Source organism: Hyphobacterium sp., assembly GCF_965228115.1.
Taxonomy (GTDB): domain Bacteria; phylum Pseudomonadota; class Alphaproteobacteria; order Caulobacterales; family Maricaulaceae; genus Hyphobacterium.
Map to the genome: position 1 here is coordinate 1,716,152 of NZ_OZ245794.1, position 26,570 is coordinate 1,742,721.

General features: G+C 59.1%; 32 protein-coding genes. 20 read left to right on the forward strand and 12 right to left on the reverse strand.

Annotation, left to right across the window (positions count from 1 at the left end; all coding sequences use genetic code 11):
* Positions 1 to 18: 18 nt before the first annotated feature.
* On the forward strand, positions 19 to 567 hold the full coding sequence (locus ACO079_RS08930) for an ActR/PrrA/RegA family redox response regulator transcription factor (RefSeq protein ID WP_421789388.1): 549 nt from the start codon (positions 19 to 21) through the stop codon (positions 565 to 567).
* Here the strand turns inward: ACO079_RS08930 and ACO079_RS08935 are convergent.
* Positions 564 to 1,010, reverse strand: a complete 447-nt coding sequence (locus tag ACO079_RS08935; protein WP_421789389.1) for an MmcB family DNA repair protein — start codon at positions 1,008 to 1,010, stop codon at positions 564 to 566. The two genes, ACO079_RS08930 and ACO079_RS08935, sit on opposite strands and share 4 nt — an antisense overlap.
* A gap of 85 nt (positions 1,011 to 1,095) precedes the next feature.
* Here ACO079_RS08935 and ACO079_RS08940 point away from each other — a divergent pair, with 85 nt between their 5' ends.
* Together ACO079_RS08940 and ACO079_RS08945 are read left to right on the forward strand one after the other, a co-directional pair.
* Entirely contained in the window at positions 1,096 to 1,488 is a 393-nt protein-coding gene (locus tag ACO079_RS08940; protein WP_421789391.1) for a metallopeptidase family protein, read from the forward strand.
* Between the two features lie 45 nt (positions 1,489 to 1,533).
* Complete coding sequence (locus ACO079_RS08945; RefSeq protein WP_421789393.1) at positions 1,534 to 2,250, forward strand: NAD-dependent deacylase; 717 nt, start codon at positions 1,534 to 1,536, stop codon at positions 2,248 to 2,250.
* 12 nt (positions 2,251 to 2,262) lie between these two features.
* Here the strand turns inward: ACO079_RS08945 and ACO079_RS08950 are convergent, their stop codons facing one another.
* On the reverse strand, positions 2,263 to 4,482 hold the full coding sequence (locus ACO079_RS08950) for a patatin-like phospholipase family protein (RefSeq protein ID WP_421789395.1): 2,220 nt from the start codon (positions 4,480 to 4,482) through the stop codon (positions 2,263 to 2,265).
* A gap of 165 nt (positions 4,483 to 4,647) precedes the next feature.
* On the opposite strand from ACO079_RS08950, the gene ACO079_RS08955 reads away from it, so the two are divergent.
* A complete protein-coding gene (locus tag ACO079_RS08955) occupies positions 4,648 to 5,943 on the forward strand; it encodes a hypothetical protein (RefSeq protein WP_421789397.1) in 1,296 nt (431 codons plus the stop codon).
* A 45-nt stretch (positions 5,944 to 5,988) separates the two neighbouring features.
* Positions 5,989 to 6,300: a DUF1475 family protein gene (locus tag ACO079_RS08960; protein ID WP_421789398.1), complete on the forward strand. Its 312-nt coding sequence runs from the start codon at positions 5,989 to 5,991 to the stop codon at positions 6,298 to 6,300.
* Here ACO079_RS08960 and ACO079_RS08965 read toward each other — a convergent pair.
* Genes ACO079_RS08965 through ACO079_RS08975 form a run of 3 tightly spaced genes read right to left on the reverse strand, consistent with a single transcriptional unit; the run spans position 6,297 to position 9,111 of the window.
* A complete protein-coding gene (locus ACO079_RS08965) occupies positions 6,297 to 6,692 on the reverse strand; it encodes a DUF1801 domain-containing protein (protein WP_421789400.1) in 396 nt (131 codons plus the stop codon). The two genes, ACO079_RS08960 and ACO079_RS08965, sit on opposite strands and share 4 nt — an antisense overlap.
* Positions 6,692 to 7,699 carry a peptidase M14 gene (locus ACO079_RS08970; protein ID WP_421789401.1) on the reverse strand — a complete coding sequence of 336 codons (1,008 nt, stop codon included), beginning with the start codon at positions 7,697 to 7,699 and terminating at the stop codon, positions 6,692 to 6,694. Before ACO079_RS08970 ends, ACO079_RS08965 begins: the two co-directional genes overlap by 1 nt.
* Positions 7,687 to 9,111 (reverse strand): glutamate-cysteine ligase family protein, encoded by a 1,425-nt coding sequence (locus tag ACO079_RS08975; RefSeq protein ID WP_421789403.1) that lies wholly within the window; start codon positions 9,109 to 9,111, stop codon positions 7,687 to 7,689. Before ACO079_RS08975 ends, ACO079_RS08970 begins: the two co-directional genes overlap by 13 nt.
* A 237-nt stretch (positions 9,112 to 9,348) precedes the next feature.
* Here ACO079_RS08975 and ffh point away from each other — a divergent pair, with 237 nt between their 5' ends.
* The 11 genes from ffh to rplS all read left to right on the forward strand — a co-directional run bounded on the left by ffh (position 9,349) and on the right by rplS (position 17,046).
* Entirely contained in the window at positions 9,349 to 10,878 is a 1,530-nt protein-coding gene (ffh, locus tag ACO079_RS08980) for a signal recognition particle protein (RefSeq protein ID WP_421789405.1), read from the forward strand.
* Between the two features lie 41 nt (positions 10,879 to 10,919).
* Entirely contained in the window at positions 10,920 to 11,384 is a 465-nt protein-coding gene (gene rpsP, locus ACO079_RS08985) for a 30S ribosomal protein S16 (protein WP_421789407.1), read from the forward strand.
* Between the two features lie 41 nt (positions 11,385 to 11,425).
* Positions 11,426 to 11,932, forward strand: a complete 507-nt coding sequence (gene rimM / locus ACO079_RS08990) for a ribosome maturation factor RimM (RefSeq protein ID WP_421789409.1) — start codon at positions 11,426 to 11,428, stop codon at positions 11,930 to 11,932.
* Positions 11,933 to 11,993: 61 nt separating this feature from the next.
* Complete coding sequence (locus ACO079_RS08995) at positions 11,994 to 12,608, forward strand: hypothetical protein (protein WP_421789410.1); 615 nt, start codon at positions 11,994 to 11,996, stop codon at positions 12,606 to 12,608.
* Positions 12,605 to 13,228 carry a hypothetical protein gene (locus tag ACO079_RS09000; protein WP_421789412.1) on the forward strand — a complete coding sequence of 208 codons (624 nt, stop codon included), beginning with the start codon at positions 12,605 to 12,607 and terminating at the stop codon, positions 13,226 to 13,228. Before ACO079_RS08995 ends, ACO079_RS09000 begins: the two co-directional genes overlap by 4 nt.
* Positions 13,229 to 13,364: 136 nt before the next feature.
* Complete coding sequence (locus ACO079_RS09005; protein ID WP_421789413.1) at positions 13,365 to 13,985, forward strand: hypothetical protein; 621 nt, start codon at positions 13,365 to 13,367, stop codon at positions 13,983 to 13,985.
* The gene (locus tag ACO079_RS09010; RefSeq protein WP_421789414.1) at positions 13,982 to 14,599 is read left to right on the forward strand and encodes a hypothetical protein; all 618 of its coding nucleotides are present in this window, start codon (positions 13,982 to 13,984) and stop codon (positions 14,597 to 14,599) included. Before ACO079_RS09005 ends, ACO079_RS09010 begins: the two co-directional genes overlap by 4 nt.
* 86 nt (positions 14,600 to 14,685) lie before the next feature.
* Entirely contained in the window at positions 14,686 to 15,273 is a 588-nt protein-coding gene (locus ACO079_RS09015) for a hypothetical protein (RefSeq protein ID WP_421789416.1), read from the forward strand.
* A complete protein-coding gene (locus ACO079_RS09020) occupies positions 15,274 to 15,897 on the forward strand; it encodes a hypothetical protein (RefSeq protein WP_421789418.1) in 624 nt (207 codons plus the stop codon).
* A gap of 46 nt (positions 15,898 to 15,943) precedes the next feature.
* Positions 15,944 to 16,654 carry a tRNA (guanosine(37)-N1)-methyltransferase TrmD gene (trmD, locus tag ACO079_RS09025; protein WP_421789419.1) on the forward strand — a complete coding sequence of 237 codons (711 nt, stop codon included), beginning with the start codon at positions 15,944 to 15,946 and terminating at the stop codon, positions 16,652 to 16,654.
* The gene (rplS, locus tag ACO079_RS09030) at positions 16,651 to 17,046 is read left to right on the forward strand and encodes a 50S ribosomal protein L19 (protein WP_421789420.1); all 396 of its coding nucleotides are present in this window, start codon (positions 16,651 to 16,653) and stop codon (positions 17,044 to 17,046) included. The genes trmD and rplS overlap by 4 nt, the downstream gene beginning before the upstream one ends.
* A gap of 73 nt (positions 17,047 to 17,119) precedes the next feature.
* On the opposite strand, the gene ACO079_RS09035 is transcribed toward rplS, so the two are convergent.
* The 6 genes from ACO079_RS09035 to ACO079_RS09060 form a co-directional block, all read right to left on the reverse strand.
* Positions 17,120 to 17,680, reverse strand: a complete 561-nt coding sequence (locus ACO079_RS09035) for a hypothetical protein (RefSeq protein ID WP_421789421.1) — start codon at positions 17,678 to 17,680, stop codon at positions 17,120 to 17,122.
* A gap of 40 nt (positions 17,681 to 17,720) precedes the next feature.
* Entirely contained in the window at positions 17,721 to 18,335 is a 615-nt protein-coding gene (locus ACO079_RS09040) for a hypothetical protein (RefSeq protein WP_421789422.1), read from the reverse strand.
* An 18-nt stretch (positions 18,336 to 18,353) separates the two neighbouring features.
* On the reverse strand, positions 18,354 to 19,628 hold the full coding sequence (locus tag ACO079_RS09045) for a dicarboxylate/amino acid:cation symporter (RefSeq protein ID WP_421789423.1): 1,275 nt from the start codon (positions 19,626 to 19,628) through the stop codon (positions 18,354 to 18,356).
* A 61-nt stretch (positions 19,629 to 19,689) separates the two neighbouring features.
* Positions 19,690 to 19,998, reverse strand: coding sequence for a hypothetical protein (locus ACO079_RS09050; protein ID WP_421789424.1), 309 nt, complete (start codon positions 19,996 to 19,998; stop codon positions 19,690 to 19,692).
* A gap of 178 nt (positions 19,999 to 20,176) precedes the next feature.
* Positions 20,177 to 20,710 carry a carboxymuconolactone decarboxylase family protein gene (locus ACO079_RS09055; protein ID WP_421789425.1) on the reverse strand — a complete coding sequence of 178 codons (534 nt, stop codon included), beginning with the start codon at positions 20,708 to 20,710 and terminating at the stop codon, positions 20,177 to 20,179.
* A gap of 85 nt (positions 20,711 to 20,795) precedes the next feature.
* Entirely contained in the window at positions 20,796 to 21,347 is a 552-nt protein-coding gene (locus ACO079_RS09060; RefSeq protein ID WP_421789426.1) for a peroxiredoxin, read from the reverse strand.
* 139 nt (positions 21,348 to 21,486) lie between these two features.
* Between ACO079_RS09060 and ACO079_RS09065 the strand changes: the two genes are divergently transcribed.
* A complete protein-coding gene (locus ACO079_RS09065) occupies positions 21,487 to 22,386 on the forward strand; it encodes a hydrogen peroxide-inducible genes activator (protein WP_421789427.1) in 900 nt (299 codons plus the stop codon).
* Between the two features lie 72 nt (positions 22,387 to 22,458).
* Here ACO079_RS09065 and ACO079_RS09070 read toward each other — a convergent pair whose 3' ends face one another.
* Positions 22,459 to 24,663: a prolyl oligopeptidase family serine peptidase gene (locus ACO079_RS09070; RefSeq protein WP_421789428.1), complete on the reverse strand. Its 2,205-nt coding sequence runs from the start codon at positions 24,661 to 24,663 to the stop codon at positions 22,459 to 22,461.
* Positions 24,664 to 24,746: 83 nt separating this feature from the next.
* Between ACO079_RS09070 and dapF the strand changes: the two genes are divergently transcribed.
* Genes dapF through ACO079_RS09085 form a run of 3 tightly spaced genes read left to right on the forward strand, consistent with a single transcriptional unit; the run spans position 24,747 to position 26,565 of the window.
* Positions 24,747 to 25,565 carry a diaminopimelate epimerase gene (gene dapF / locus ACO079_RS09075; RefSeq protein ID WP_421789429.1) on the forward strand — a complete coding sequence of 273 codons (819 nt, stop codon included), beginning with the start codon at positions 24,747 to 24,749 and terminating at the stop codon, positions 25,563 to 25,565.
* Positions 25,562 to 26,026 carry a YtoQ family protein gene (locus ACO079_RS09080; RefSeq protein WP_421789430.1) on the forward strand — a complete coding sequence of 155 codons (465 nt, stop codon included), beginning with the start codon at positions 25,562 to 25,564 and terminating at the stop codon, positions 26,024 to 26,026. The genes dapF and ACO079_RS09080 overlap by 4 nt, the downstream gene beginning before the upstream one ends.
* The gene (locus tag ACO079_RS09085) at positions 26,023 to 26,565 is read left to right on the forward strand and encodes a DUF4166 domain-containing protein (protein ID WP_421789431.1); all 543 of its coding nucleotides are present in this window, start codon (positions 26,023 to 26,025) and stop codon (positions 26,563 to 26,565) included. Before ACO079_RS09080 ends, ACO079_RS09085 begins: the two co-directional genes overlap by 4 nt.
* The last annotated feature ends 5 nt before the right edge of the window (positions 26,566 to 26,570 follow it).

Sequence of the window (26,570 nt, forward strand, 5' to 3'; positions counted from 1 at the left end):
GTACAATAGGTTGAACACATGACCGATACGCCTCTCGACCTCCCGGAAGACAAATCTCTCTTGATCGTGGACGATGATGCGCCATTCAGAACCCGTCTTGGCCGCGCCATGACCAGCCGCGGCTTCATCGTGTCTGCGGTCGGAACCGTCTCGGAAGCGATGGAAATCGCCCGTGGCAATCCACCGGCCTTCGCCGTCGTGGATTTGCGGCTGGAAGACGGCGACGGGCTGGACGTGGTGAAAGCTCTCCATGCCTCCAGAGACGATTGCCGGGCCGTCATGCTGACGGGGTATGGCAATATCGCCACCGCCGTGGCCGCCGTTAAATCCGGCGCGATCGATTACCTTGCCAAGCCGGCGGATGCCGACGATGTGGTCAAAGCCCTGCTTTCACCGGGCGACAAGCCTGCCCCGCCAGACAATCCGATGTCGGCTGACCGTATCCGATGGGAGCATATCCAGCGCGTGTTTGAGCTCTGCGATCACAATGTCTCTGAAACCGCGCGCCGCTTGAACATGCACCGCCGCACCCTTCAGCGTATTCTGGCAAAGCGCGCGCCGCGTTAGGGCTCGCCCAGCCGGCCCAGCCGTTCAGCAGCGGTGCGGGCAAAGCGCAACATGACCGATTTACGCCGCGCCGCATTGATGGGGTCGTGCGGACTTTCCCGCACGATCGCCGCGCCAAACCCGTCCGCAATGATGAGGCCGGCCTCATTGGGCAAAACATCCTGCGGAAAGCGGTCGGAGACGGCAAAATAAAGCCGGTCACACCAGCCCCAATATTCCATCCACTTATTGTCCGCCCGGAAATCCGCCATGCCGGACTTGATCTCCACCACCGTCATTTCGCCCTTCGGGCCGATTGCAAAGAGATCCGCCCGGCGTCCGGTCTTTAAGGAAAATTCGGGGATGGCGATATAGCCCATATCGTAAAGCAGGCGCGCCGCCCCGCGCGTTAACAAGCGCGCATCGTCAATCGCCGGATTGGCGGCAGAAGCGAGCGGAGCCATATCCATCCCGGCACAATGTTCCACATGTGTTCCAAAATCAAGCGAGCGTCTGGTATTTGGCTCCGCGCCTCCCAATTAAGTCCCCATGCACGCCCTTCCCGATATCGACACCTTCGCCGATCTGGCCGAACAGGCCTTCAACGAGCTGCCGGCACCTTTCCGGCTTATGTGCGGCAATGTCTCGATCCGCGTGGCAGACTTAGCGGACAAAGATATTCTCGATTATTTCGGGATGAGTAATCCCTACCAGCTCTCGGGCCTGTATCATGGGGTCGATCTGACCCAGAAATCCTTTGGCGACCCTATGGTGTTGCCGGATCAGGTCTGGCTCTACCGCCTTCCGATCCTGGCCGAATGGCAGGAGCGCGGCGATGTCAGCCTGAAATTTCTGATCGCCCATGTTCTGGTGCACGAGATCGGGCATCATTTTGGTCTATCCGATGAGGACATGCATGAGATTGAAGAGGCGGCAGGGTAAGACAAGATGGTTGGCGTCGGCCCTGGACGCCGTCAGACTGATCCCATGACACCCTCTCTTTTCATCCTCACCGGGTCGGGCATCTCTGCGGAATCCGGGCTTGGCACGTTTCGCGATACCGACGGCATCTGGGCGAAGTTTGACTGGCAAGAACTGGCCAGCCCGGAGGGGTTCGCCGAAGACCCCATCGCCGTGCATGAGTTCTACAATCTCCGCCGGAAGGGCCTCCTCGACGCGTCACACAATGCGGCCCACACCGCCCTGGCCCGGCTGGAGGCGGCCTGGATCAGGCTCGGCGGTAAGTTTTCGCTGGTCACGCAAAACATTGATGATCTGCACGAAAGGGCCGGGTCAGAACGCCTGATCCACATGCATGGCGAATTATTGAAATCCCGCTGTAATGCCTGCGGCGACCTTCAGGATTGCAGAAGCGACCTTGCCATCACCCAATCCTGCACCGCGTGCGGACGCGAAGGGACGTTACGGCCGCACGTCGTCTGGTTTGGCGAAATTCCCATCGGCATGGAGGAAATCGCCGACCGGCTGGCAACCGTCACGCACTTTGCCGCCATTGGCACTTCCGGCGCCGTCTGGCCCGCAGCCGGCTTTGCGCAAGAGGCCGCGCGAAACGGCGCCGAAACCTGGGAGCTGGCGCTCGACCCGGGTGAAAGCGGGCATAATTTCGCTTTCTCGCGCTATGGCAAAGCGACGCAGACCGTCCCCTTCTGGTGCGAGGAAATTCTCAAAAGGGCCTTCGGATAAGATCCGATAGCATCAGAATTCGCGTCCGATATACAGAAATATCGTCCGGTCATCATTGTCCCCAATTCCGACACCAAAGAAGGCCGGACCTATGAGCGTATTTACGGCAGCGTACCCCGTCAGCGAGGAGGTGTGGCCCACGAATATACTGCCGTCCCCGAGGTCCAACTCGAACTCGCCATATTCCGCCAATAGACCCACCCAGATCGGGATTGCTCCGACCGCATCAGAAGGCGTGAGGCGGCGATAGGTCTCCAGCGCAACCAGGGTATAGTCATTATTCGGAAGTTGGCGTTCACCAATAGCCGTCAGATTCCGGAAACCACCCAGGAAGAAAAGGGCTTCAAGATTATCGCCGTGATTGTCGGTTTGCCCGCCTTCCAGCCGGACCAGCCCGCCCCAGCGGCCAAAACCGAAGGCCTGCTCGCCACGGAGCTGATATCGCTCGAAATCGCCCTCCTCGATATCAGCCGACGGTTCTGCATCGATATTCCTCACCAGCCGCGCATCCGCAACGACACGGTGGCCGCTGGTCGGGAAATCGGGGTGATCAAGCGTATCGAGCTCAAAAGCGACACCCACTTCCCCAGAGACAAGGTCGATATCCGTGCTGTCTGGAATGAGGGCGAACCGCGTATCATAATGGGCATCACGATAGACCGCATTGAGCGTTATATTGCCCCAGCGGCCGAAATCCCGGCCGACACTGGCACCCGCGAACCATTGCGTGGCCCAGTATTCATCAAGGCGGAGACCGGCAAAATCAAGCGGGATGGGTTCGCCGCGATAGCCGCCATGCAAATCGATGAAAAACCGCCCGCCACGGCCCAGCGGCTGATGCCATTCCGCACTGGCTTCGATTTCCGACCCGATAGCCCCATTCAGCGAGAATTGCGCCCCGGAGGCGTTGGCAGGCGAGCGCGTATAGCGGGCCCGGAGAATATAGCGGGAATCCTGGTCAAGCGTGCTAGCGAGCGTGATCCCCGCCTGAAACAGGTTGCGCCCGAGCGGACGCTCTTCGGTGCGCAGGGTGAGCGTACCATCGGCCTCGAAACCGGCATCAATCGCACCGAATGTGTCCAGTCCGGCCACCTCGATCAGACCCTCGCGTATATCCGCGCGGGAGACCGTATCGCCCGGCTCGATCCCGAAACGGTCGGCGATCATGGCATCGGAAACAATCGTTTCATTCTCGACATTGATGGCGGTGACAAGGCGGGCGCCGCCCGCGGCCCGCGCATTCAGGGCGTCCGGCCGGTCCAGGGCCGGCGCGGCAATTGCGGCGATCTCTGCCATGCGCGGACGGAAGGGTTCGGCGGCCACCAGACCGCTGTCAAAACCCTCCCCCGCACGCTCGAAGGCGCCAGTCGAAAGGCCCGTCAGATCCGGCCGGATCAGAATATCGCGCTCGGACAGCAATTCAGCCTGTTCCGTCCGGTTCAACCAGACCTGCACCTGGACCAGTTGCTGGGCAACTTGAACCACGGAAGGACGGGCCGGAGGCTCTCCCGGCTCGACGGTGGTGTCGACGACAATGATGATGTCTGCGCCCATATCGCGGGCCACATCGACGGGCAATTGCTTGGACATGCCGCCATCAATCAAAAGCCGACCATTAATCTCCCGCGGATCAAACAACCCCGGCACGGACATCGACGCCAGCATGGCCTCGACGATATCGCCCTCGCCCAGAATAACCGCCTGACCGGTGCCCAAATCGGTTGCCACGGCCCGATAGGGGATGGGCAGATCGTCAAAATCAAAGCTCGGCGGTGCTTCATCGAGGAGATCACGGTAATAGCCCTGCAGGCCCCGCAGCGTCGTGACGCTGGACGGCAGGATCAGGCCGTTTTCGCCCCAACCGGCGACATAGTCGGAATAATACTCGTCCTGACGGTCCTTCTCGCGATAGGGCAGGTCTTCGCGGCTAAGCGTATTGGTAATCAGCTGCGGCCAGTCGGCGGCTTCAAACTCGGCGCGCATTTCATCCGGCGTATACCCGGCGGCATAGAGCCCGCCGACCACCGAGCCCATGGACGTGCCGACAATGCAGTGCACCGGAACGCCTTCTTCTTCCAGCACGCGGATGACGCCGATATGCGTGTTCGCAAAGGCCCCGCCCCCGGACAGAACCAGGCCGATATCCGCCCCGTCGGCATCGTCATTGTCACACGCCCACACCGGTGTCGTCAGACACAACCCCGCAACCAATCCCGCCAACACTCGCTTCATGGTAAACTCCCCCTGCCGGGAGATTAGCCTTGCAACACAAGGAGAGAAAACCCGAAAAGAGAGGGCAGTAGGGATTTTTCGTGAGGAATATCAGGACAAGCTGCGGGAGCGGACCCACCGCAATCCCTCAAGACACGCAAAGCAACCCTGGCTAGAGTTTGACCCATGGGGATTGTTTCGTTTCTGCTTCGCGGATTGATGCGGTTGGGGGTGTCGCTTTTGATTCTCGCCGGGGCTTTAAGCCTGATTGGGCTCTTCATTTTTTATGATTTGAACCGCGTTTATCCTGACCAGAGCCATTTCTTGAGAAATGTGAACGCTGATGCCAGCGACACGCTTTACGACCTTGAATATGGTTTGGACTGCGACCGTATTCTGGCCGATTTAAACCGCTATGCAGAATTAGGGGCCGGAAACGCCTGGATTGCGGCGGCAGCGCTGGATGAGTCAGGCGAATGCGGAACGATTAGCGGCAGCAATGCCGGATCCGGTTTGGCGATCAACTCTGACGTCTGGAGATCGAACGGCACAGCCGATCGCTTTCGGCGATACATCAACCGGGCCATATATGCGACCGGCCTGATGGGCGATCCGCTGTTCTGGGCCCGACGCGATGCGCTATTGCCCTGCCGCGACATTATCGGCCCAATTCCAAATCCGGTTCTGTTCGAAAACAATCTCTGGCTGGCGGATTATCGCGAGATCCGAGAACGGAAAATACAGTTCCACCTCGAATGTAATCACGCACTATACGAGCTGGGTATATCCTACATTGATCATGCAAATGCCGATATCAGAGCTCAGGCTGCCTCATTAATTCGCATGGCGTCCTGGCGAGACCATCCTGAAGCAGTTTGGTGGATGGTTCGAGTTCTTCCGACCCTCGATTATGAAGGTTTGGGGTTTATAGAAAGCGGCACCGGGATGCGGATTCCATCAGATTGCGCAGCTCTGGAGGACGAGTATGGCGATCAGGAAGTCATCAGGCAGCTCGCCGCCGCCGGACATCCTCAAGCCACAGCGGAATGGATCGCGCGTGGGCCGCTCACGGACGCGGAACCATACGCCCTTTGCATCTACGATAACCAGACCGCCTTAGAATCCCGGCTTTGGCGGGGCGGCTACGACACGCCGTTCTGGTATGCCGTTACGGCATTCAGATCGCAAAGTGACTTGGCAATTGAACGCGTTCGATCTTTCGAACCGGCATTAAGCGCAGATTGTGTGTTGCTGGCCCAGCAGATTGGTGCGGAGCTTCATAGCTTGCCGGAACGAATTTTGGACGACTTACCCGACCTGCGGCAGATGATACTTGCTACGACTGAATGCCAACCCGAGGGGTTAAGGGACGAGTCTGCCTATCATTCAGACGCTTCACAGGGCCGGGTCGGATACAGCCCACCAGAATTGGTGCGGCTTCCTAGTTACGAGCCCATCTTCCGCCGCGTTGAACCTGAATAATCCAACACTTCGCCCGCCGCGTATTCCTATAGAAAGGAGACGCCCATGATCCTCTCAAGACTGTTGGTTGCCATCGGCGCATTCGTGCTGGGTGTTCTGATCTGGCTGGCCATCACACAGGGCGATTTTGGTGCCGCTGGTGGCTGGCTGACGAGCGATCCCTGGGGCCGGGTGACGCTGTTTGACCTTTATCTCGGCTTCTTCTTCCTGGCGCTGTTCATCGCGTTTTTTGAGAAAACCTGGTGGCGGGCCGCCATCTGGATTGCGCCTTTGCCGATCCTGGGAAACATCTGGGCAGCGATATGGCTGGTTCTCGCCTTGCCCGAACTGGCAAGGCGGTTGCGGGCACGCGGCTAGCTCAGTCGTTCCAGACGGCCCTTGCGTTTGACGATATTCTTGTAATCCCACTGAACTTCGCGGGAGTCTATAAGCCAGGCTTGCAAGCTGTTCCGATCAATCTGGTCTGGGTGAGTAAACCGCGCTGACGCAACTTTGAACGAACCATCCGGCTTGAGTCCGGGTGTTTGGAAGGACTGCCCGCTCCAGAACATCAAGCGGATACAGTCTTTTAGCTTCCCATACCCGACGATCGGATTGTCGTTCAGAAACCACACAGGATGCGCATGCCACATCTTGCTTTCGGCACCCGGCAGACCGCGATCAATTTCCTGGCGCAAGGCGTCGCATATGGCACGGTCAGTTTCCGATTGCGCCAGATGGTAATCTTCGATCGTGCTCGGTTTTTCCATTATCCCGTCCGCTCCATCAGATAGCCCAGGCAATCGGCGCGGATGGCGTCTTCATTGACCGTCAGCATGGAGGGGGTGAAATCGCGCTTCAGCACCAGCCGGTCACCCTCTCGCGAAAAGCAGATGTCGGTGACGTCCTGACCCGTCTCGGTTTCCACCCGCAAAGGCGTGCCACCATTCAATAATCGCGCAAAGGTTGAGCCCGCCGGGCGTTCAAAAAAATTCCATTTCTCCAGACTGGCCGGAAATTCGATATCCCCCGGCGCGCCATGTTCAAATGTCATGGCCGCGTCTGGCGAGATCAGCATCCGGCCCTGAACAGTATAGACATCCAGCGGCCGATCCGGTGCCCCGCGCCAATGGTCCAGATGAAGGACATCCAGCACGAGGTTGAACGCCGCCTCTTCATTCGCGGCCACGCCGGAATGGCCGCATTCGGCCGTGATCGCCGGGCAGAAAGCCGACATGGCTTCCGAACACGTGCCGGGCGGATTGTGGGTCAGCATGGCATGCGGAGAAAACAGGCTGTTGAGCTGTAAATGCGCGGGATCATCGGTGTGCACCAGCGCATAGAGCGGGTTCGCCCCGGTATTATTGTGCAGATCAATCGCGGCAAACGGGTTTGCGGCTTTGACGATCTGCTTCACCTCATCGGCAAGGCGGTGTTCGGGCGTATTCCCGCCCCCCAGCCAGATGCGGTTATAATCGGGGCGGCCCGGCACCATTCGGGTTTGCAGCTCGGCGGCGCGGACATTGCCGATAAAAATGATCAGGGAACGCGGTAGAGGATGATGGGCCATCCAGGCCTGCAGCTTCTTCAGAGCCTCCCAGCCCACCGTCTCATTGCCATGCACCAGAGCCGAGACGAATAGTGGCTGCTTGTTGCGGCCCTCCAAAGTGATCAGCGCGCTTTCAGGAAACAGGCTGCGTACATCTTTGGCCGCCGTGCGCGCCATCGCGCCGGGCAAATGATCCAACCGGTCCAGTCTCAGCTCTAGATCCGCCATGTATGTACCGGCCGTCCCTGTTGTTGACGTTCATAATAGGCCGCAACCAGACCCTGGAAATCCCGGCCATGGCAATTCACCCAGCCGCGCTGCCAGGCCGCGCCATTCTGACCGGTTTTGGCCCGGCCACTGATGGGCTCTAATATGGCTTTGGCTTCATGAGCCGGCACGCCATTCGCGATCAACCCTTCTGTGGCTTGATCGGCCAACAGGTCATGGATCAGCCGTTGAACGTCATGGGTTTCTCCATCCAGCCAGGTTACTTTCGCACCCAGCCCCCGGCGCGCGCAGGCATAGAAATTCGAGCGGGCCACCGCGAATTTCATCTCGCTTTCCGGCGGGGTTTCGGCCGCCGCCAGATAACGCGTCAGCCCGATAAAAAAGGCCGCATTGGCCACCATGTCTGCCGGGGTCGGCCCGGCGGGTGTGACCCGGTTTTCGATCCGCAGATGCGGCGTGCCATGGCAATCCCCACCCACAATCGGCCGGTTCCAGCGCCACAGCGTGCCATTCTGAAGTTTGAAATGGCGCAGCTGCTCAGCCTCGCACTCCTCAATCAGTGGCAAAAGCGGATCATGGCCGTCCAGATTTTCCAGAAACAGCTCCATAAAGCTGTTACGCAGCCAGTTCGCGCCAAAAGTGACCCGGCCCACCTTTGCGCCATCGCGGCTGCGGAAACTGTCGATCCCGATCGCCTGTTCAAATGCGGGGATGCGCGTTTCTTCCCACAGGCGGCGGCCATAAAGGAAGGGTGAATTCGCCGACAGCGCGGTTAAAGGCGCAGCGACCAGCTGGGCCGCATTATATTGGCGTGCCTCCTCACCTGGATTGATCGAAAGGTGGGTTTGCAGCGAGGTACACGCCGCCTCGATCATCAAATGGTTCTGGGCGAGTTCCAGTTTTTCCCGGCGCGCAATCTCGACCTTTGTCGGCGCACCGCGCACCTCCATCACCCGCTCGTTCAGCGCCCTATAGCGATTGGTCGGCGTCATGGTGTCGAGCGACATCATGTCCTGAATGAGCGTCGGAGCCATGCCGATCATCAAGGGTTTTAGCGACAGTTGATCAGCGGCCTTGGTGCAATCCGCCCACAGGCTGTCGATCTGATCTTTCAGCCTGGGCAGACCACCGGGCAGATGATGCGGATCCAGATTAAGCTCGAAATTGAACTGGGCGAGCTCATGCGTAGCGAGGTCTTCATTCAGCGTGTCGAGAAATTCGCCATTCTTCGGCGCCGGCAGCCAGTTCTCATCGACCAGCCAGGCCTCAACCTCCGCGCCGATCATCGGTGGATCAAAGCGCTCGAACTTGTCCTGCTTGTAACAGCCGGACACCAGACCGGTTTCCGCGCGCAGGCGCTTTACGAAAGCCTGCTCGTCAACATATTCCCGGTTTTCTACTTCCTGACCCATCACACCTCCTGACATTGAGGCTAGCGCGCGCCTCGCCCGCCTCGCAAGCGCCTGATTGCCGCATTTCTTGACTTTTCAGCGGGCGGCGCGTATTGCCCGCCGCTCACACATGCAAGTCGGGAGACTTGCCTTGACCGGTGCAAGACATCGGCGAGGTCCCGCGGTCGGCGAAGGCTCGCTCACCGGGGTGGTAATCCCTATGTCTGCATGTGAGCAGAAGCAGGAGACGGCGGACACATGTTCGACGCATTGACAGAACGGCTTACCGGGGTTTTCGACAAACTCACCGGGCGCGGCGTCCTCTCGGAAAAGGACGTTGATGCCGCCCTGCGCGAGATCCGCGTTGCGCTGCTGGAAGCCGATGTCGCCCTGCCCGTGGTCAAGGACTTCGTCAAAAAGGTCAAAGACCGCGCCATCGGCGAAGACGTCATCCGCGCCGTCGCGCCGGGCCAGCAAGTTATCAAGATCGTCCATGACGGCCTGGTCGACCTACTGGGCGGAGAGGGTGAACCGGAAGGACTGTCCCTCACCGGTGAACCGCCCGTCGTCATCCTCATGGCCGGTTTGCAAGGCTCGGGTAAAACCACCACCTCGGCCAAGCTGGCGCGCCGCATCCAGACGCGTGAAAAGAAAAAAGTCCTGCTCGCCTCGCTCGACACGCGCCGCCCGGCGGCGATGGAGCAGCTCGAGCAAATGGCCAAACAGGCCGAAGCCGGCTTCCTGCCGATCGTAAAAGGTCAGGGTGCGGTTGATATCGCAAAGCGTGCTCTGCAGGCCGGACGCCTGCAAGGCTATGATGTGGTCATCCTCGATACCGCAGGCCGCACCTCCATCGATGAAGATCTGATGGCGGAAGCCAAGGCAATCTCTGATGCCGCCAATCCGCGCGAAACCCTGCTGGTCGCTGATGCGCTGACCGGTCAGGATGCCGTAGAAACCGCCCGCCGCTTTCACGAACGCCTGCCGCTGACCGGTCTGGTCCTGACCCGGATGGATGGCGATGGCCGCGGCGGTGCTGCGCTCTCCATGCGCCACGTCACAGGCCTGCCGATCAAATATGTCGGTGTTTCCGAAAAGGTCGACGGGCTGGACGCGTTCGACGCCAAACGCATGGCGGGCCGTATTCTGGGCCGGGGCGATATTGTCGCCCTCGTCGAGAAGGCAGCCGAAGACGTCGACAAGGAAAAGGCCGAACGCCTCGCCCGCAAGATGGCGAAGGGCAAGTTCGACATGGACGACCTCGCCGATCAGCTCAAACAGCTTCAGAAAATGGGCGGTCTCGGCGGTGTGATGGGCCTTCTGCCCGGCATGAACAAGAAGATGCAGGCGCAAGCCGCTGCCGCTGGCATGGATGACAGCATGCTGAAAAAGCAGGCCGCCATCATCTCTTCCATGACCAAGCAGGAGCGCAAGAAGCCGGAATTGATCAAGGCCTCGCGCCGCAAGCGGATTGCCGCTGGTGCAGGTGTCGGCGTGCCGGAGGTCAACAAGCTTTTGAAAATGCACCGCCAGATGGCCGACATGATGAAGAAAGTCGGCAAGAAAGGCCCGAAAGGCCTGATGGCCGGCATGACGCCGCCCGGAGGCATGGGCGCAGGTCCCGACCCGATGCTGCTCGAGCGCATGAAAAATAAATCCGGCGGCGGTGAACAACTGCCCGGCCTCAGCGGCTCCAACGAAAATTCCGGCGGCTCCACCCTGCCCGGCCTGGGCGGCGCGCCCCAGCTTGGCCCCGACGGCCTGCCGATTGGTTTCGGTAAGAAATAAGTTTCAACCCATTAATCGTTTAACACCCAAGGAAAACCAACATGTCCCTGAAAATCCGTATGTCCCGCGGCGGTTCCAAGAAACGCCCTTATTATCGCATCGTTGTGGCGGACTCGCGCATGCCGCGTGATGGCCGTTTCATCGAGAAAGTCGGTTCTTACAACCCGATGCTTCCCAAAGATGCCGAGCGCGTAAAGCTCGACATGGAAAAGATCGGCGAATGGTATGCCAAAGGCGCGCGCCCGACCGATCGCGTTGCCCGCTTCATGCATGAAGCCGCTCCGGACACCTATGCCTGGGAACGCGGTAACAACCCGCAAAAAGCCAAGCCGGGTGCGAAAGCGCAAGAGCGTCTCGCCGAGAAGGCTGAAAAAGAAGCCGAGCTGAAAGCCGCTCAAGAAGAAGCCGCTGCTGCACCGGCCGAGGAAGAAGCCCCGGCCGAGGAAGCCGCCGCGGAGGAAGCTCCGGCTGAAGAAGCGGCCGAAGAAGAGAAAAAAGAGGACTAGATCCTCTTGGCAAACTTCGCGGCAGCCACGACCGGCAGGTGATGGGAAACAAACTCATCACCATTGCCCGTATAAAGGGCGCACACGGCGTGAAGGGCGAAGCCCGGCTTCAGTCCTTCACCGCCGAGCGCGAGGCCTGTTTTACCTATGGCCCGTTTCTCAACGAGGCGGGCGCGCCTTTCCTGACCCCTGTCAAATGGCGGCCGGTGAAAGACGGCTTTGTCGTCACTCTTAAAGAAAACCTGTCCCGCGAAGAGGTCGACTCTTTGCGCGGTACGAACCTCTATGCCCCGCGCGAGGCCCTGCCTGCACCGGACGAGGATGAATTTTATATCACCGACCTTCTGGGCCTGACTGCCCTTGACCAAAGCGGCCAGCTCGCCGGGAAAATCGCCGCCGTTCAGAATTTCGGCGCGGGTGATCTTCTGGAAATTGACGGACCGAAAGGCCGCTTCTTTGTGGCATTCACCCGGGAGGCCGTGCCCGCTGTCGACATCGCCGCTCGCACCGTCACCATTGTTCCACCGGATCTGAGCGAAGACGGCTAGTTTCCGATTATGCTGGACCTGTCCAACTGCCCGGCTAAACTTGCGCGTGCGGGAGGTGGACATGATCGAATGGATGCTGGCAATGGCCTTTCTGGGCGAGGGCGTTTCCGCTTCCCTCCCGGATCAGGTGACCTGTCACACCACCTATTCGCTACGCCGGCATGGTGCCATTCGAGCGCGAGCGGCCTGTCCGGATGTGCCGGGGCAGGACTGGCTGGAAAGGACCACGCGGGATCAGGTGAATATGGCGCAGATCCGGCGCCCGAACGAAAATACCATTTGGGAAGTCGGACAGGAAAACAGCCGCCTGAGCGAGACAGGTCAGGTCAGCTATGCGCGATATGAAGTGGACGGTGAGACCTACTGGGCTATTCAGCCGGGAGCCATCTCCCTGCGGGCTGCGCGCTATCCGGAACCGGCCTTCGTGAACGAATGGAATGCGGCCTGTGTGGCACATTTTCGTGTCGTGAATGGCCGGCCAGGCAATGCCTGTGTTGCATGTAATGCCGAAGATGTTCCCAGCCATTTCCGGCGGTCGATGCGCCAAGCGGTATACAGCTCGATCTATGTGAACACAGAAACGCCCATTGATATTGTCTACCGCTTCGTGTTCTCGCTCGATGAGCGGCCGGTGCCGGAATTTCCAGATACGCCCGATTGTCAGGAGGCTGAATGACGATGCTGGCTTTGATAATCGGCACCTTGATGGCGCAGGGCGTTCCAGTAGAGGCATCCTGTTCTCTTGAGCTTGTCCAGTCCGGCGCGTCACGTCATGGCGATATTGCGCTTCGCGCTCACTGCCCTGAAGGCCTGCCAGGATTACAGTCTGCGGCCGATCGCGCGCTGGGCTCTCTGGATCTGCGGGTGCGGAGCGGCAACGCCACTGCCGCAGCCGAACAAGTTCATTTCCTGGAGACCGCTCAGGGGTGGCAGGCCGGGAGAGGTCAGATCATCCTGTCTGCCGGTCTTGATTATCCGCTCGATTGGCTGGCTGTCGCGGAGGACACCGTCACTTGCACCTGGGGTGCCCGGCCCAGCCGCGAAGGCGTGCCGCGGCGTACGAATGTCCGGTGTTATACCCAAGCCACGGTGCGGCGTGATGATCTGGTCAGGCCTGCGGTCGACGCCATTGAAACCGCCATTGAAGCGACGCGTTTCCTGCCGACGGAAGACCCGTATTGCCATGAGGCACATCTGCGCATTCTTCCGTCGGGCAATGGAATTGAGCTGGGTCTGATCACATCCGTGATCCCTGAGGGCTCGGAAGCACAACGCTTCGCTTCCATGTGCGACTAGTCTTGCACACGGCGCCTGCCAATGCAGGGATCGGGAAAGCTGGCGGACTTGCTCCGGCCCACCCGAAATCCCTTGAATCTCAGGCCCGGATCAACCTTAATAAGGCCCATCAGCAAATCGGGTTCTGCTTGTTGCAATGATCATTGAGTTTATTTTCGCGCTTGCCTTCCTGGGTCAGGAAGAGGCTGCGCCTGTGCCGGAACGGATAACCTGCCATGTCCGGTATCTGATGCGCCGTCATGGTGCAATCCGGGCCCGGTCAGAATGCCCGGATGTGCCGGGTCATGACTGGCTGCGCTGGACCACGAGCGATCAGGTGAATATGGCGCAAATCCGCGTGCCGCATACGGATTTCGCTTCGGAAATGTCCGGGCGCAGCGAGAACCGCCGGGATAGCGGACAGGTCACCTATACCAGCTATGAAGTTGATGGCGTCGTCTACTGGGCCATTCAACCCGGTGCGATCACCTTGCGCGAGCCTGACTATCCGCTGGGCGCGAGTCCGAGTGACTGGATGGCCTCCTGCATTGCGCGGTTCGATATCATCGACGGACAGGCCGAGAATATTTGTACCGCTTGCAATGCTGACGCCGAACCTGGCCTGTTCCGCAATGCTATGCGCGAGGCCATCCATGGCTCTGTGCTGGTGAATACCGAACAGCCCGGCGAAATCATCTACCGGTACGCTTTCACGCTGGACGAGCGTCCGGCCCTGTCCTTCCCGGAAACGCCAAGCTGTGGCGGAGGCGGACAATGATCGGGATCATTCTCAGCCTTGTGCTGGTTCAGGAAACGCCGGCGCAAATCGACTGTCCGATTGATGTCGGCCATGACCCGGAGGCGCGTCCGCCTGTTATTCAAGTCATCGCCAACTGTCCGGCAGAGTTTGACGGCCTGCAATCGGCTGCCGATGCCGCGATTGAGGATCTCAACACCCGTGTCTTTTCCGATCACCCGCTTGTGGTCCCAACCCGGCTGGCTTTTGTAGAAACCGATGCCGGCTGGGCACCGGTTGAAGGCCAGGTTCTGTTGACGGTCCCGCTGGAGTTTCCGCATGACATGCTTGAAAACTCTGGCCAGTCCATCACCTGCACCTGGAGCGCGCGGCCCGACCGGCGCGGCGTGCCCGAACGGGTTGAGACGCGCTGCTTCAGCGATGACACCGCACGGCATGAACATATCATTTCCGCGGCTCTGGACGCGTTGAATGACGTGCTGGATGACACGCGGTTTCTGCCCACAAATAGCCGCTATTGCCATCAGGCCGAATTACGAATTCAGGCCTCGGGTGAAGGCGCAGAGTTCGGAGTGATGCCACAATCAGGACGGATCACCGCGCCGAGTGGCCGGTTTGCGTCCATATGTGACTGATGTCGACTGAAGACAGTCGAGCAGGCCGTTTCTGGATCCACCCGCCGGATGCCGTGTGAGAAGATGAGCTGAATCGAGAAAAGACCATGATCGCCACTCTTTTTATTTTGTCAGTGTCCCTCTCGGCGCCACCTGAAGCCGCACAACCGGCCGATACGGTCTATTGCGACAGCGTGTTTCAAACCCGTTCAGGCCGGACCCAGCGCGTTCAGGTGACCTGTCCGGAGGTGGAAAATCAGGAGAGCCTGATCCGCCAGACAAGGCGTCAGGTCCAGGATGCCCGCTCGGTCCTACGCGATCTATCCATCCGCGATGTGCCGGGACGGGTGCATTTCGTGCGCGTGGAAACAGAAGACGGGGTGGACTGGCAGGTTCAGCCCGGTGTGATCGCGCGGATCAATGCCTATTATCCGGCCAACCCGGTGCGGGCGAACGTGCCGGGCGCCTGTACAGCGCGCTATGACATTATCGATGGCGAGCCGGAAAACATCTGCATCCGCTGCCGCGCCAGTGATTTTCGCGGCGATTATATCCGCGAAATGCGGCGCGCCATCCGGCGGTCATTCTTTGTCGATACCGACACCGAGGTTGAACAGATCTACAGCGTCGAGTTTCCTCTGCCGGAGGCCGCCTCACCCGGCATTCCCGACGTGCCCAGTTGTGAGGAGGATTAGATGATTGCCGGGCTGCTCGTTGCTTTGCTGACCCAGACTTCGACCACCATTGAATGCGCCGTTAGCGCGGACATAGATGAAGGCCGACGTAGCAGTGCAATCTTCTCCCTATCGGCTGATTGTGGCTCCGCTGACCCAGAAGCCCAGATTGCTGCACAATCTAGCCTTGACCAGATCGACTTGTCGGAACGATTTGCAAACGGCACCGGCGTCGCGCCCGCAATTGTAATGACGAATTCAGACGGGCGGTGGGCACCAGCGCCAGGCCAATATGTCACTTACCGGCATGTCCAGATTCCTCCACGGATAGTGGAGCGGGGCTATCGACATTTGGCTTGCTCGATCGCAGCGCGCCCCGACAGCGGCGGACGGTTGGCTGATCTGCAAACCTATTGCCTGGTCGATGGGGCCGACCGGCATAACCGGTTGATCGTCAGTGGTGAGCGAGCTCTGGCGGACGCTTTATCAGACGCACGTTTGCTGCCGACGGACACCGCTTATTGCATGGCCGACGAGATTAGCGTGTCAGCCGCCGTTATCTTCGTGGAACGGGGCCGACGCTATTCCGAACAGGAAACCCAAGCCCCTCCTGTCTCGCTACCCAATCTCTGTACACCCGACTAACCCCCGACTCGCCAAGGCGCATTCCGCCTGCTAAACGCCGCCTCCCATGTTTACCGCCAGTGTTCTCACCCTCTTTCCAGAGGCCTTTCCGGGCCCTTTGGGCGTCTCCCTGATCGGGGCTGCGCAAAAGAAGGGATTATGGGCGCTAGAAACGGTGGACATTCGGAAATTTTCCCGTCATAAGCACGCCTCCGTTGACGATACGCCTGCTGGCGGCGGGGCCGGAATGGTCTTGCGCCCGGACGTAGCGGCAGCGGCAATTGATGCGGTGCACGCCTCAGGTGATGAGGAACGGCCGTTGATTTACATGACCCCGCGGGGCCGCCCCCTCACCCAATCCCGCGTCAGGGAATGGGCGGACGGCCCCGGCGTAGTCGTGTTTTGTGGGCGTTTTGAGGGCCTGGATGACCGGGTCGTCAAAGCGCGCAAGCTGGAGGAGATCAGCGTCGGTGACGCGGTTCTCGCCGGCGGTGAAGCGGCCGCGCTCTGCCTCATTGAGGCGTGTGTGCGCCTGATCCCCGGAGTGTTGGGGGATCCGGCCTCGGCCGAGGAAGAAAGTTTCGAGGGTGATCTCCTCGAATATCCGCACTATACGCGGCCGCGCGTGTGGGAGGATGAGGAGATCCCTGAGGTGCTGTTATCCGGTGATCACGGGGCTGTGGCCCGCTGGCGCCGGGAAATGGCCGAGCAGACGACAAAGGAAAGGCGGCCGGATTTGTGGGAACGCTATATCCGGAAGCAAGGAGACAACCGATGAACCTCATCGAGAAGATTGAAAACGCTGAAGCTGCCCGTGTACTGGGCGAGAAATCTCACCCTGATTTCGATCAGGGCGATACGCTGAAAGTCCATGTTCGCATCAAGGAAGGCGAGCGTGAGCGGATCCAGGTGTTTGAAGGCGTGTGCCTGGGCCGTTCCGGCGCTGGCCTGCAGGAAAGCTTCACAGTTCGCAAGATTTCCTTCGGTGAAGGTGTGGAGCGCGTCTTCCCGGTTCACTCTCCGAATGTCGACAAGATCGAGATCGTCCGCCGCGGTTCTGTCCGCCGCGCCAAGCTTTACTATCTGCGGGGCCGCCGTGGTAAATCTGCCCGGATCGCCGAACGCACCACGGGCCGTGGCATGCAGAACGGCCGCGCCAAGAAAAGCTAAGCGCATTTCAGCAGCATATGGTTGAAAGCCCGCCTTTCCGGCAGGCTTTTTTCATGGCGAACATGACCCGCCCCTAAATACCGGAATCCTCGAACAGAGGCTGAACCGGCGGCCCGATCCGATGACGGGGCCGGTCTGTACACACTTGATCAGATGCCGCGTTGTGCAGCGTCAGCGCATAATCAAGCTGACCATTGGCGACGATTAATCTGCGGCTTTCTTCCGTGTTCAAAATACCGGCTTCAAGCGATTCACAGGCGGAATGAAAGTCCGATATTCCGCCTGTAGACAGGCGCTGATAAGCCTCGTGCTGGAGCGCAGCGGGAATGCTGAGGATTTTCGGATCTGCCCACTCTGCCGGCTCACACACCGCCCGGGCCAGTTCAGCCGCGATTAAAGCGTCGCTCGCTGTTGCAAGCGCCAGCGCGGGCTGTGCCTCCAGGTCGCGCTGCGCCGTTCGCGCCAGGTCGACAGATACGCCCTGCAAGGCGCTACAGCTGCCTACAGGTTCTGCAAGATAGACCGGCACGGCATTATCGCCGGTGTCCGGCGTTGCGGACGGCAGGACGATCCAGATGCCCGCGACAATCGCGGGAAACGCCGCAGCGGCAAGCAGAAACCGCACCCATCCCATGGTGCAACGCTATTTCGCGATTGGGGCAGGAAGGTGGCAGCTAGTCGCGGACCGGGCACATGTCGACGCGTTCGCGCGTCTGCGCTGGAAACCGCGCCATCCAGCAATCCTCAAACACCGAGCAATAGCAGGCGTCGATTTCCAGTTGATGGCGTACACGATCAAGGGACAGCCAGATTTGATGGCCAACCGGCTGGGAGGTGGCATCCGGTTGTCGGAAGGTGATGTAATCGACGCTTTCCTGCGGGGCAAAAAAGCGACCTTCAACAGAGTCAAACAGAAAGGCCATTTGCCGTTCGCGAAAAGCGTTGTGAATAAATGAAAGGCGCTCTTCAGGCGGCACGCTTTCAGGGACACAACACTGTGAAAGGAAGACAGACGTATCGCGAATTTCTTCCCCGTTCCAGGACATCTTCAGGTGCCGCAGCTCCGCCGGACCAATTCCCGTATTGGTGAAGTTGAGCGTCATTACCCATTCATCGCGCTCGTAAACATAATTGCCTGACCCGTACTGAATGACTGGCAAGACGCTGGCTTCCAGCGTCTGACGCTGCACACGGCTTTGCTCCACCGCCACAAATAGAGAGACAACCGAGATAACCACCACGCTGACCGCAACGACCAGCTCGATGATCCGTGTGGTGGTCAGGCGCATAGGATCGGCTCCTATCCGTTAGATCGTCGCTGGATCGCGGAAGGTTTCCTCATCCAGCTCACCTTCCCACTTGGCAACCGTTGTGGCAACGGCCGCATCGCCGGTCACATTCACAACCGTGCGCGCCATATCCATGATCCGGTCGACGGGTAGAATAAAGCCAACGACCAGGGCAATCTGTTCTGGTGTCGCTCCGAAGGTCGACAACACCGTCGCTAACAGGAAAAGCGAGGCGGACGGAATACCCGCCGCCCCGATTGACACCACAGCTGCAGTGATTGCGATCATCGCATAGTTCGCCAGGGTCAATTCTATCCCGAAGGCCTGAGAGGCAAAGAGCGCCAGAATGCCCAGATAAAGCGCAGTTCCGTCCATATTGATGGTTGCGCCAAGAGGCAGGACGGAGCCGGCCACGCTGCCCTTGATGCCCAAATTGCGTTTGGCATTGGTAATCGTGACAGGAAGCGTTGCGGAACTTGAAGAAGTTGAAAAAGCCACCGCCTGAGCGTCGAAAATTCCACGGAAGAAGCGTATTGCCGGCAACCGCAATACGACCTTGATCAATCCCCCATAGACAATCAGGCCATGGATGAAGAGGCCGATATAGACGGTCAGGATCAGCCAGAAGATCGACTGGAAGGCCTCAATGCCATACGCCACAGTCGTATAGGAAATCAGTGCGAACACGCCAAAGGGCGCGGCTTCCATGATGATGGTCGTAACCTTGAGGACGACGTCAGACGCGCTGTCGAAAAACTTGCCAACGACTTCGCCTTTCTGGCCCGCCACCAGGATGCCAATGCCGAATAGCAGAGCAAAGAAGATGATGGCGAGGATATTGCCCTCGGCCATGGCCGCTGCCGGGTTCTGGATAATCATCAATATCTGATCCCATCCGGACGGCCGCTCTTGAGAGATGGCCTCAGGGGTCGCCACGGACAAAGCCTCTGCCGCGCCGGCACCAGGCTGCATAATGGTTCCCACCGTCAAGCCAATGATGTTCGCAAAGAAGGTCGTCGCCAGATAAAGCCCAATAGTGAGCACGCCGAGCGTTCCCAGCTTGGCAGGCTCCTTCATGGCCACCACACCCGCCACGAGCGTGGTGAAAATCAGGGGCACAATCATCATGCGGATCAGAGCGATGAAAATATCACCGAAAGGTGCGATGTAGGATTCCAGAAATGCTTCCGCGCTATCCGGCATGATTTGTTGAAGGGCCAGCCCGAACAGCACGCCCAGCACCAGCGCACCCATTACCCGCTTCCACAGCGTAATGCCAAACCACCATTTCATGAGCTCAGGCCTCCCCGCCTCCGGTCTGTTGCCCGGCAGACTAGGCGAGGTCTAGGCGGCGTCAATGACGGCTTGCCGCCCCCAACAGCTTTGCACCCGCGACAAAGGCTGTGATCAGGAGAAAAACAGCGCCGGCCAACAAGGCCAACACGCCAAGGCCGCCTGAAGCCGGAACCAGCACAGCTGCCATTAAAAGCAGGGCAATCGCCGCCTGAACCAATAGGCGCGGCCAGCCGACATCCTCATAAGAATTGGCCCGCCGCATGGTGTTACGTGAGAAATAGTGACGTGATTCCGCTGCCTCCCCGGCATCGTGCGGGTTGTGTCCATCCGGATACGGTGGGTTGGGCAGGTAAGGAATACGAACCATAATTAGTGACTATACGGACTTTTTTTATAACGTCAAAAATACCGGCCAGGCACATTGTTTTATGAAAAGAAACAGGAATTTAAGATTTGCCTTCAATCGTCAAAAAAAATTGATCAAAATGTAAAAAAGGCGGCCCAAGGACCGCCTTCTTCAGTGTTTTGAATCACTTGAGACCCACTCAGGCGGCGGCAGCCGCCTCAGCGCGCAAGACCGCCGAAACTGCGTTTACCGTCGAGGCAATCCGTACAGCCGCCTGAACCTGCTCGGCAGACATGCCGTGCTTGCGCAATTCCGCTTCGTGGCTGTCGATGCACATGCCGCAGCCATTGATGGCAGAGACGGCCAGCGACCACAGCTCGAAATCGGCTTTGTCGACGCCCGGATTGGCGATGACATTCATGCGCAGCTTGGCCGGCAGGGTTTTGTAATCCTTGGCCGAGGCGAGATGGACGAAACGATAATAGACATTGTTCATGCCCATGATCGCCGCGGCGGCCTTGGCAGCATTCTTGGCTTCATCAGAGAGCGCACCTGCTACCTCGGCTTCAATGGCCTTTACCACGGACGGCACGCCCACAGCGTGGGCAGAGGCCAAGAAGGTGCCCCACTTCTTGTCATCATCCAGCACGGTTTCACGCGCCAGGCTCGACAGGTTCAACTTCAAATCCTTGGCATATTCCGGCAGGTCGTTTTTCAGCGTATCGAGGCTCATCTTGTGTCTCTCCGATCAAATAACGGAAAGGCGCACCGGGCTATGGGGGAGGGGCCCGGTGCGCCTCCGGTCAGGTCGCGATGGGTTACGCGGCCAGAGTTTCACCGCCCACGGCGCGGTTACAGGGGCAAAGCTCGTCGGTCTGCAGCGCATCAAGCACGCGCAGCGTATCGTCCGGATTGCGGCCCACATTCAGGTTCGTGATGTAGACGTGCTGGATGACATTGTGCGGATCAACGATGAACGTGCCACGATAGGCAACGCCCTCGTCAGAACGCACACCCAGAGCGTCCGTCAGCGAACCGGTGGTGTCAGCAAATTGCCAGATCGGCAGCTTGTGCAGATCCGGGTGATCGCGGCGCCAGGCCAGCTTGCAGAATTCATTGTCGGTCGAGCCGCCCAGAACCACGGCGTCGCGGTCGGCAAACTCGTCATTGAGATCGGCAAAGGCCTTGATCTCGGTCGGGCAAACGAAAGTGAAGTCCTTCGGATAGAAGAAGATGATCTTCCACTTGCCTTCAAAGCTGTCCTGATTGACCGGCTCGAATGCGCTCTCGCCGTTCTCTTCGTGCTCCATAAAGCCCGGCTTGACGCCAACAACTTCAAATTCCGGCAATTTTTCGCCAATTCCCATCATGATGACTGACCTCGTCTTTTAATCGTTTGAATAGCTGTTCAAGGAAAATTTCCCTCGAGCGACGCGGGACATAGGGCTCAGCTAATGATAAAGCAAATGAATTGTTTTTGTCTCAGATATAATTTATGTCGATAACACCATGAGTCAGACGATTCTCCTCCCCACCCTGCGCCAGCTGCGTTTTCTGGTGACCCTTGCCGAGGAAGGTAATTTCTCGCGCGCCGCCGAGGTCTGCAGCGTGACACAGCCGACCTTGTCAGCCGCCATCAAAGAGCTGGAAGCAACATTGGGCGTCATTCTGGTGGAACGCGGGGCTCGCGGTGCAGCTTTGACCCCGGCCGGAGAAGCCGCGGTCGAGCGCGCCTATACGACGCTGGCCGAAGCCGAGGATCTGGTGCAGGCCGCCCGCGCCGCCGGTGAACCTTTAAGCGGTCCGTTCCGGCTAGGCGTCATCCCGACGATTGCGCCCTTCCTCTTGCCAAGGCTCTTGCCGGTCGTCTCGGCGGCACACGAAAAGCTGCAGCTTTATTTGCGAGAGGATTTGACCGCCCGCCTTCTGGAGGGCTTGCGCGCCCGCACTCTGGATGCCGCGCTGATCGCCCTGCCGTATGACGCGCCGGGTATCGAAAGCGTGGCCGTAGGCGGCGATGAGTTTCTGTTTGCCGCCGCGCCTCATCACCGGCTCGCGCAACAGAGCTCCATCTCTCCGCGCGATCTGGACGATGAAAAACTGTTGATGCTGGAAGACGGGCACTGCCTGCGCGATCATGCGCTGGCGGTGTGTTCAGCCTCGGCGACGCGCACAGACTTTGCCGCGACCAGCCTGCACACGCTGGCCCAGATGGTGAAATCAGGGCTTGGCGCCACGCTCCTGCCGCGCCTGGCGGTCGAGGGCGGTGTGGCGGACGGGCTGGGTCTGGATGTGAAACCCTTCACACCTGCCGTCATCGGCCGTGAGATCGGCATAGCCTGGCGCAAGGGCTCGGCGCGCGAAGCGGAAGCCCGGCTGATCGCCGGTGTGGTGGAAGGATTGCTTTAAAAAAAACCCCGGAGGCGAACCTCCGGGGTTTCTCATTTGCGTCAACGAGAGTCTGACTTTCGCCAGCTTGCCCTAATCCATCAGCTGCTGCGTCAGGAAGGTGTAGAGCATCGCATCCCGGCGGGCGCTCTCGGCCAGATTGGCCGCAGAAGAGTGACCGCCTTCCGTGTTTTCATAATAGACATAAGGATGGCCAAGGCTCTCGAGGAGATGCGCCAACTTCCGGGCGTGGCCCGGATGCACCCGGTCATCCTTGGTGGAGGTGTAGAGATAAATCTCCGGATAATCGCCGTTTGCATCGACATTGTGATAGGGCGAGATCGAGCGCAGGAATTCGCCCTCATCCGGATTGTTCGGATCGCCATATTCACCCATCCAGGACGCGCCTGCAAGCAGCATATGATAGCGCAGCATGTCCAAAAGCGGCACGGCCGAGACCACGGCATTCCACAAATCCGGACGCTGCGTATACATAACGCCGGTCAACAGACCGCCATTCGACCCGCCATAAACGCCCAGACGGCGCGGGGTCGTCAGACCGGTATCGATCAGGTCTTCTGCCACCGCGATCAGATCATCATAAATGCGCTGGCGGTCCATCTTCAGGCCCGCCTGGTGCCAGGCGGGACCGAACTCACCACCCCCGCGAATATTCGCGACCACATAGGCACCGCCGCGCTCCAGCCAGAGACGGCCACGAACGCCCGAATAGCTCGGCTGAATAGAGACCTGAAAGCCGCCATAAGCATAAAGCAGCGTCGGTGTTTCGCCATTCATTTCGGTGTCGCGATGACGAACCACGAAATACGGAATCATCGTGCCATCAGTGGATTCCGCTTCCAGCTGTTCCACGACGAGGTCTTCATCATTGAACCAGGTCGGAGCCGAGTCTGCGACCGTGACCGTTCCTTCTTCGGCGTTAACCACATAAAGCGAATCCGGCGTCAGAAAGCCTTCAGCGTTGAGGAAGGCCAGATCGTGCTGCGCGCTGGTGCCGAACAGGCCCAGCGTCAGGTTTTCCGGCGTTTCAATCTGGCTGGACGACCACTCCGACCCGTCAAAGTCAAAGCGCCAAAGCTGGCCGGTGACATTGTCATCGATCTGGATCAGCACGGTGCCATTGGAAATGCCAACGCCACCAATCGACTGGCGCGCGCCTGGTACAAACACTGTCGCCACATCGCCGATCTCACCGCTTTGCGTGAACTCGCCCATGTCAAACGACAGGAGCGCGCCCTGCGGATAGGTCTCGCCTTCGCCGCGATCCCATTCCTCCTCAAGGGTCAGAAGAAGCTGATTATTGTAAAGACCTGTCAGGGACGACCGTGCCGGGATTGGCAGGCTGACCGGCTCACTATCCATTGGCAGATACCACCAGGTGGTTTCGAAGAAAGTGTCTGCCTCCGACGCCATCATGTAGACATTGTCGGCATTGTCTTCGACGCGGAACGCCCAGACGCCAACGTCCTCGCGGTCACCGCGCAGGATTTCTTCTGCGTCTTCCATCGACGTGCCACGTTCCCAGCGATAGACGGAAACCGGATAACCAGACGTGGTCGAATTTTCGTCCGTTGTTGCAAATCCGTAGAGCACAGTGTCTTCATCGACCCAGCTGATCCCGCCCTTGGTTTCCGGCGATCCAAAGCCGCCGTCAACAAAGCTGCGGCTTTCCATGTCAAATTCGCGGCGGACGGACGCGTCCTGGCCGCCATCGGACAGAGTGATAATGCAACGATTAAAATCCGGGCCGAGACAGTTGGAGCCCTGCCAGACCCAGTTGACGCCTTCTTCTTCAGCGACCGTGTCCAGATTCAACACAACATCCCAGTCAGGGGCATCGGACAGATAGCTTTCGAGGCTGGTCCGGCGCCACAGGCCGTGCGTGTTTTCCGCATCGCGCCAGAAATTCCAGATATAGCCATTCTGATAGGATCCGTAAGCAATACGGTCATTGCTTTGGTAGATTTCCAGCGCCGCGTCGTAAAATCCCTGATAGCGCTCATCGCCCTGCAGGCGGGCGAATGCTTGCTCGTTTTGCCCCTCGACCCACTCCAGGGCGCGTTCGCCTTCGACCTCTTCCAACCAGACCCGAGGATCGTCCGCCGGGTCGATCTGCACAATGTCAGGCTCGGCAGAAGCCGTTTCGGTTTCCGGCATTTCTGTTTCGTTCATATTGGTTTCCGGTGTCTCTGGCGCTTCCGGAGTTTCCGGTGTTTCAGGTGAGCACGCGACCAACAGCGCACCAGCGGCGGTCGCGGTCAAAAAGCGTTGCAGCATCAGGTTCTCTCCCCACATATTGCTGGGTGTATCCCTAGCGCGCAGACGCCGGGATTCAAGTGAAACCGTGTTAGGAAACTGCCATGCGCGCTTGTCTGATGAACGGAACGGGCAACAGGTTTCTTCTGATCGATGGCCGTGACCATCAGACAGCGCCGAGCGCTGGTGTCACGCGCGAGCTGGCGAAACACCATGCATTTGACCAACTGCTTTATCTGTCCGGCAGTATTCACGGCGATGCGCGCTATAGGATATGGAACCGCGACGGCAGCGAGGCTGGCGCCTGTGGCAATGGCGCAAGATGCGCGGGGTGGTTCCTTATGCAGGACACAGGCAAACCGGAAATCTGGCTGGATGCGCCTTATGGAGTCACCCGCGCTGAAGCGGCAGGTGATGCTTCGGTGCGTGTAGATCTTGGCCCCGCCCGGACAGGCTGGCGTGACATACCGCTCGCCCGGGAGATGGACACCATCGCTCTGGATTATAGCCTTGAGGCAGGCGGTATGCGTCTGGAATCACCGGGCGCAGCATCCATGGGCAATCCCCATATCGTGTTTCCGGTCGAAACACTGGATGGTCTGCCCATCGCAGAACTGGGCCCAAAGGCAGAACACGATCCACTTTTTCCCGAGCGCGTGAATGTCGGCTTTATGGAAATCCATGACCGGGACCATGTTTCGCTGCGCGTCTGGGAGCGTGGGGCCGGCCTGACGCTGGCTTGCGGAACCGGGGCGGCAGCCGCCGTTGTCACAGGCCATCGCAAAGCTCTTCTGGACCGGAAGTGCCGCATCACTGTTGACGGCGGCGAGTTAATGATCGACTGGCGCGACGACAATTCCATCTGGCTCGAAGGTGCGGTCGAGCTGGAAGAAGAAATCGAACTGGACGAGGAAAAACTATGAGCGAAGCCATCTGGACCGTGTATCTGTCCGGCGAAATTCACACCGATTGGCGCGAGCAGATCATCGCCGCTGCTAAAGCAAAGCAATTGCCCGTGGAGTTTGTCTCCCCCGTGACGGTTCACACGGATTCAGATGATTGCGGCGCGGTGATCCTGGGCGAAGAAGACAAACCCTTCTGGCGCGACAATAAGGGCGCGAAGATCAACGCCATTCGTACCCGCACGCTGATAGAACGCTCCGACATCGTCGTGGTCCGCTTTGGCGACAAATACCGGCAATGGAATGCCGCCTTTGATGCCGGTTATGCCGCCGCCCTCGGCACGCCACTGATCACGCTGCGCGATAACGCTTTGACCCATGCGATGAAGGAGGTCGATGGAGCAGCGCTCGCCACCACGACCGAGCCGTCACAGGTCGCGGACATCCTCGGTTACGTCATCACCGGGCATCTCAATCGGTGAGCAAAACCGCCTATCAACGCGTCCTCGGGCCGGCCTGGAATGAATTGCCGGCGATGACCCGGCGGCTCCATTCCCCGGACCCGGTTGTTGTGTTCGAGGGCAAAGCAGATATCCGCCGCACACTTAACCCATTGGCAAATTTCGCGGCGGATCTGATGGGCCTCCCGAAATCCGGTACGAATGTCCCTGCCCGGATTACCGTGACCCGGCATGATCACGGGGAAACGCTGAACCGCGACTATGGCGGGCGCGTTTTCGAGACCCACCAAACCGTTGAAAAATGCAACGGTCAATTTGTACTCAAAGAGCAAGTCGGCCCGTTTATTCTGACGCTGCAGTTGATCGGGCATTCAGAAGGCATTGATTTCCACCTTCAGCATGCAACGCTGTGGGGCCTGCCTCTTCCGCGCTGGCTGAGTCCTGCTGTCAGCGCGCGGGAGCGGGCTGACGGGGACGCACACCTCTTTCAGGTAAAATCCGCGCTTCCCTTGATCGGTGAGCTTGTCAGCTATGAAGGCCGCCTGACCGAGATCGCTTGACCGCA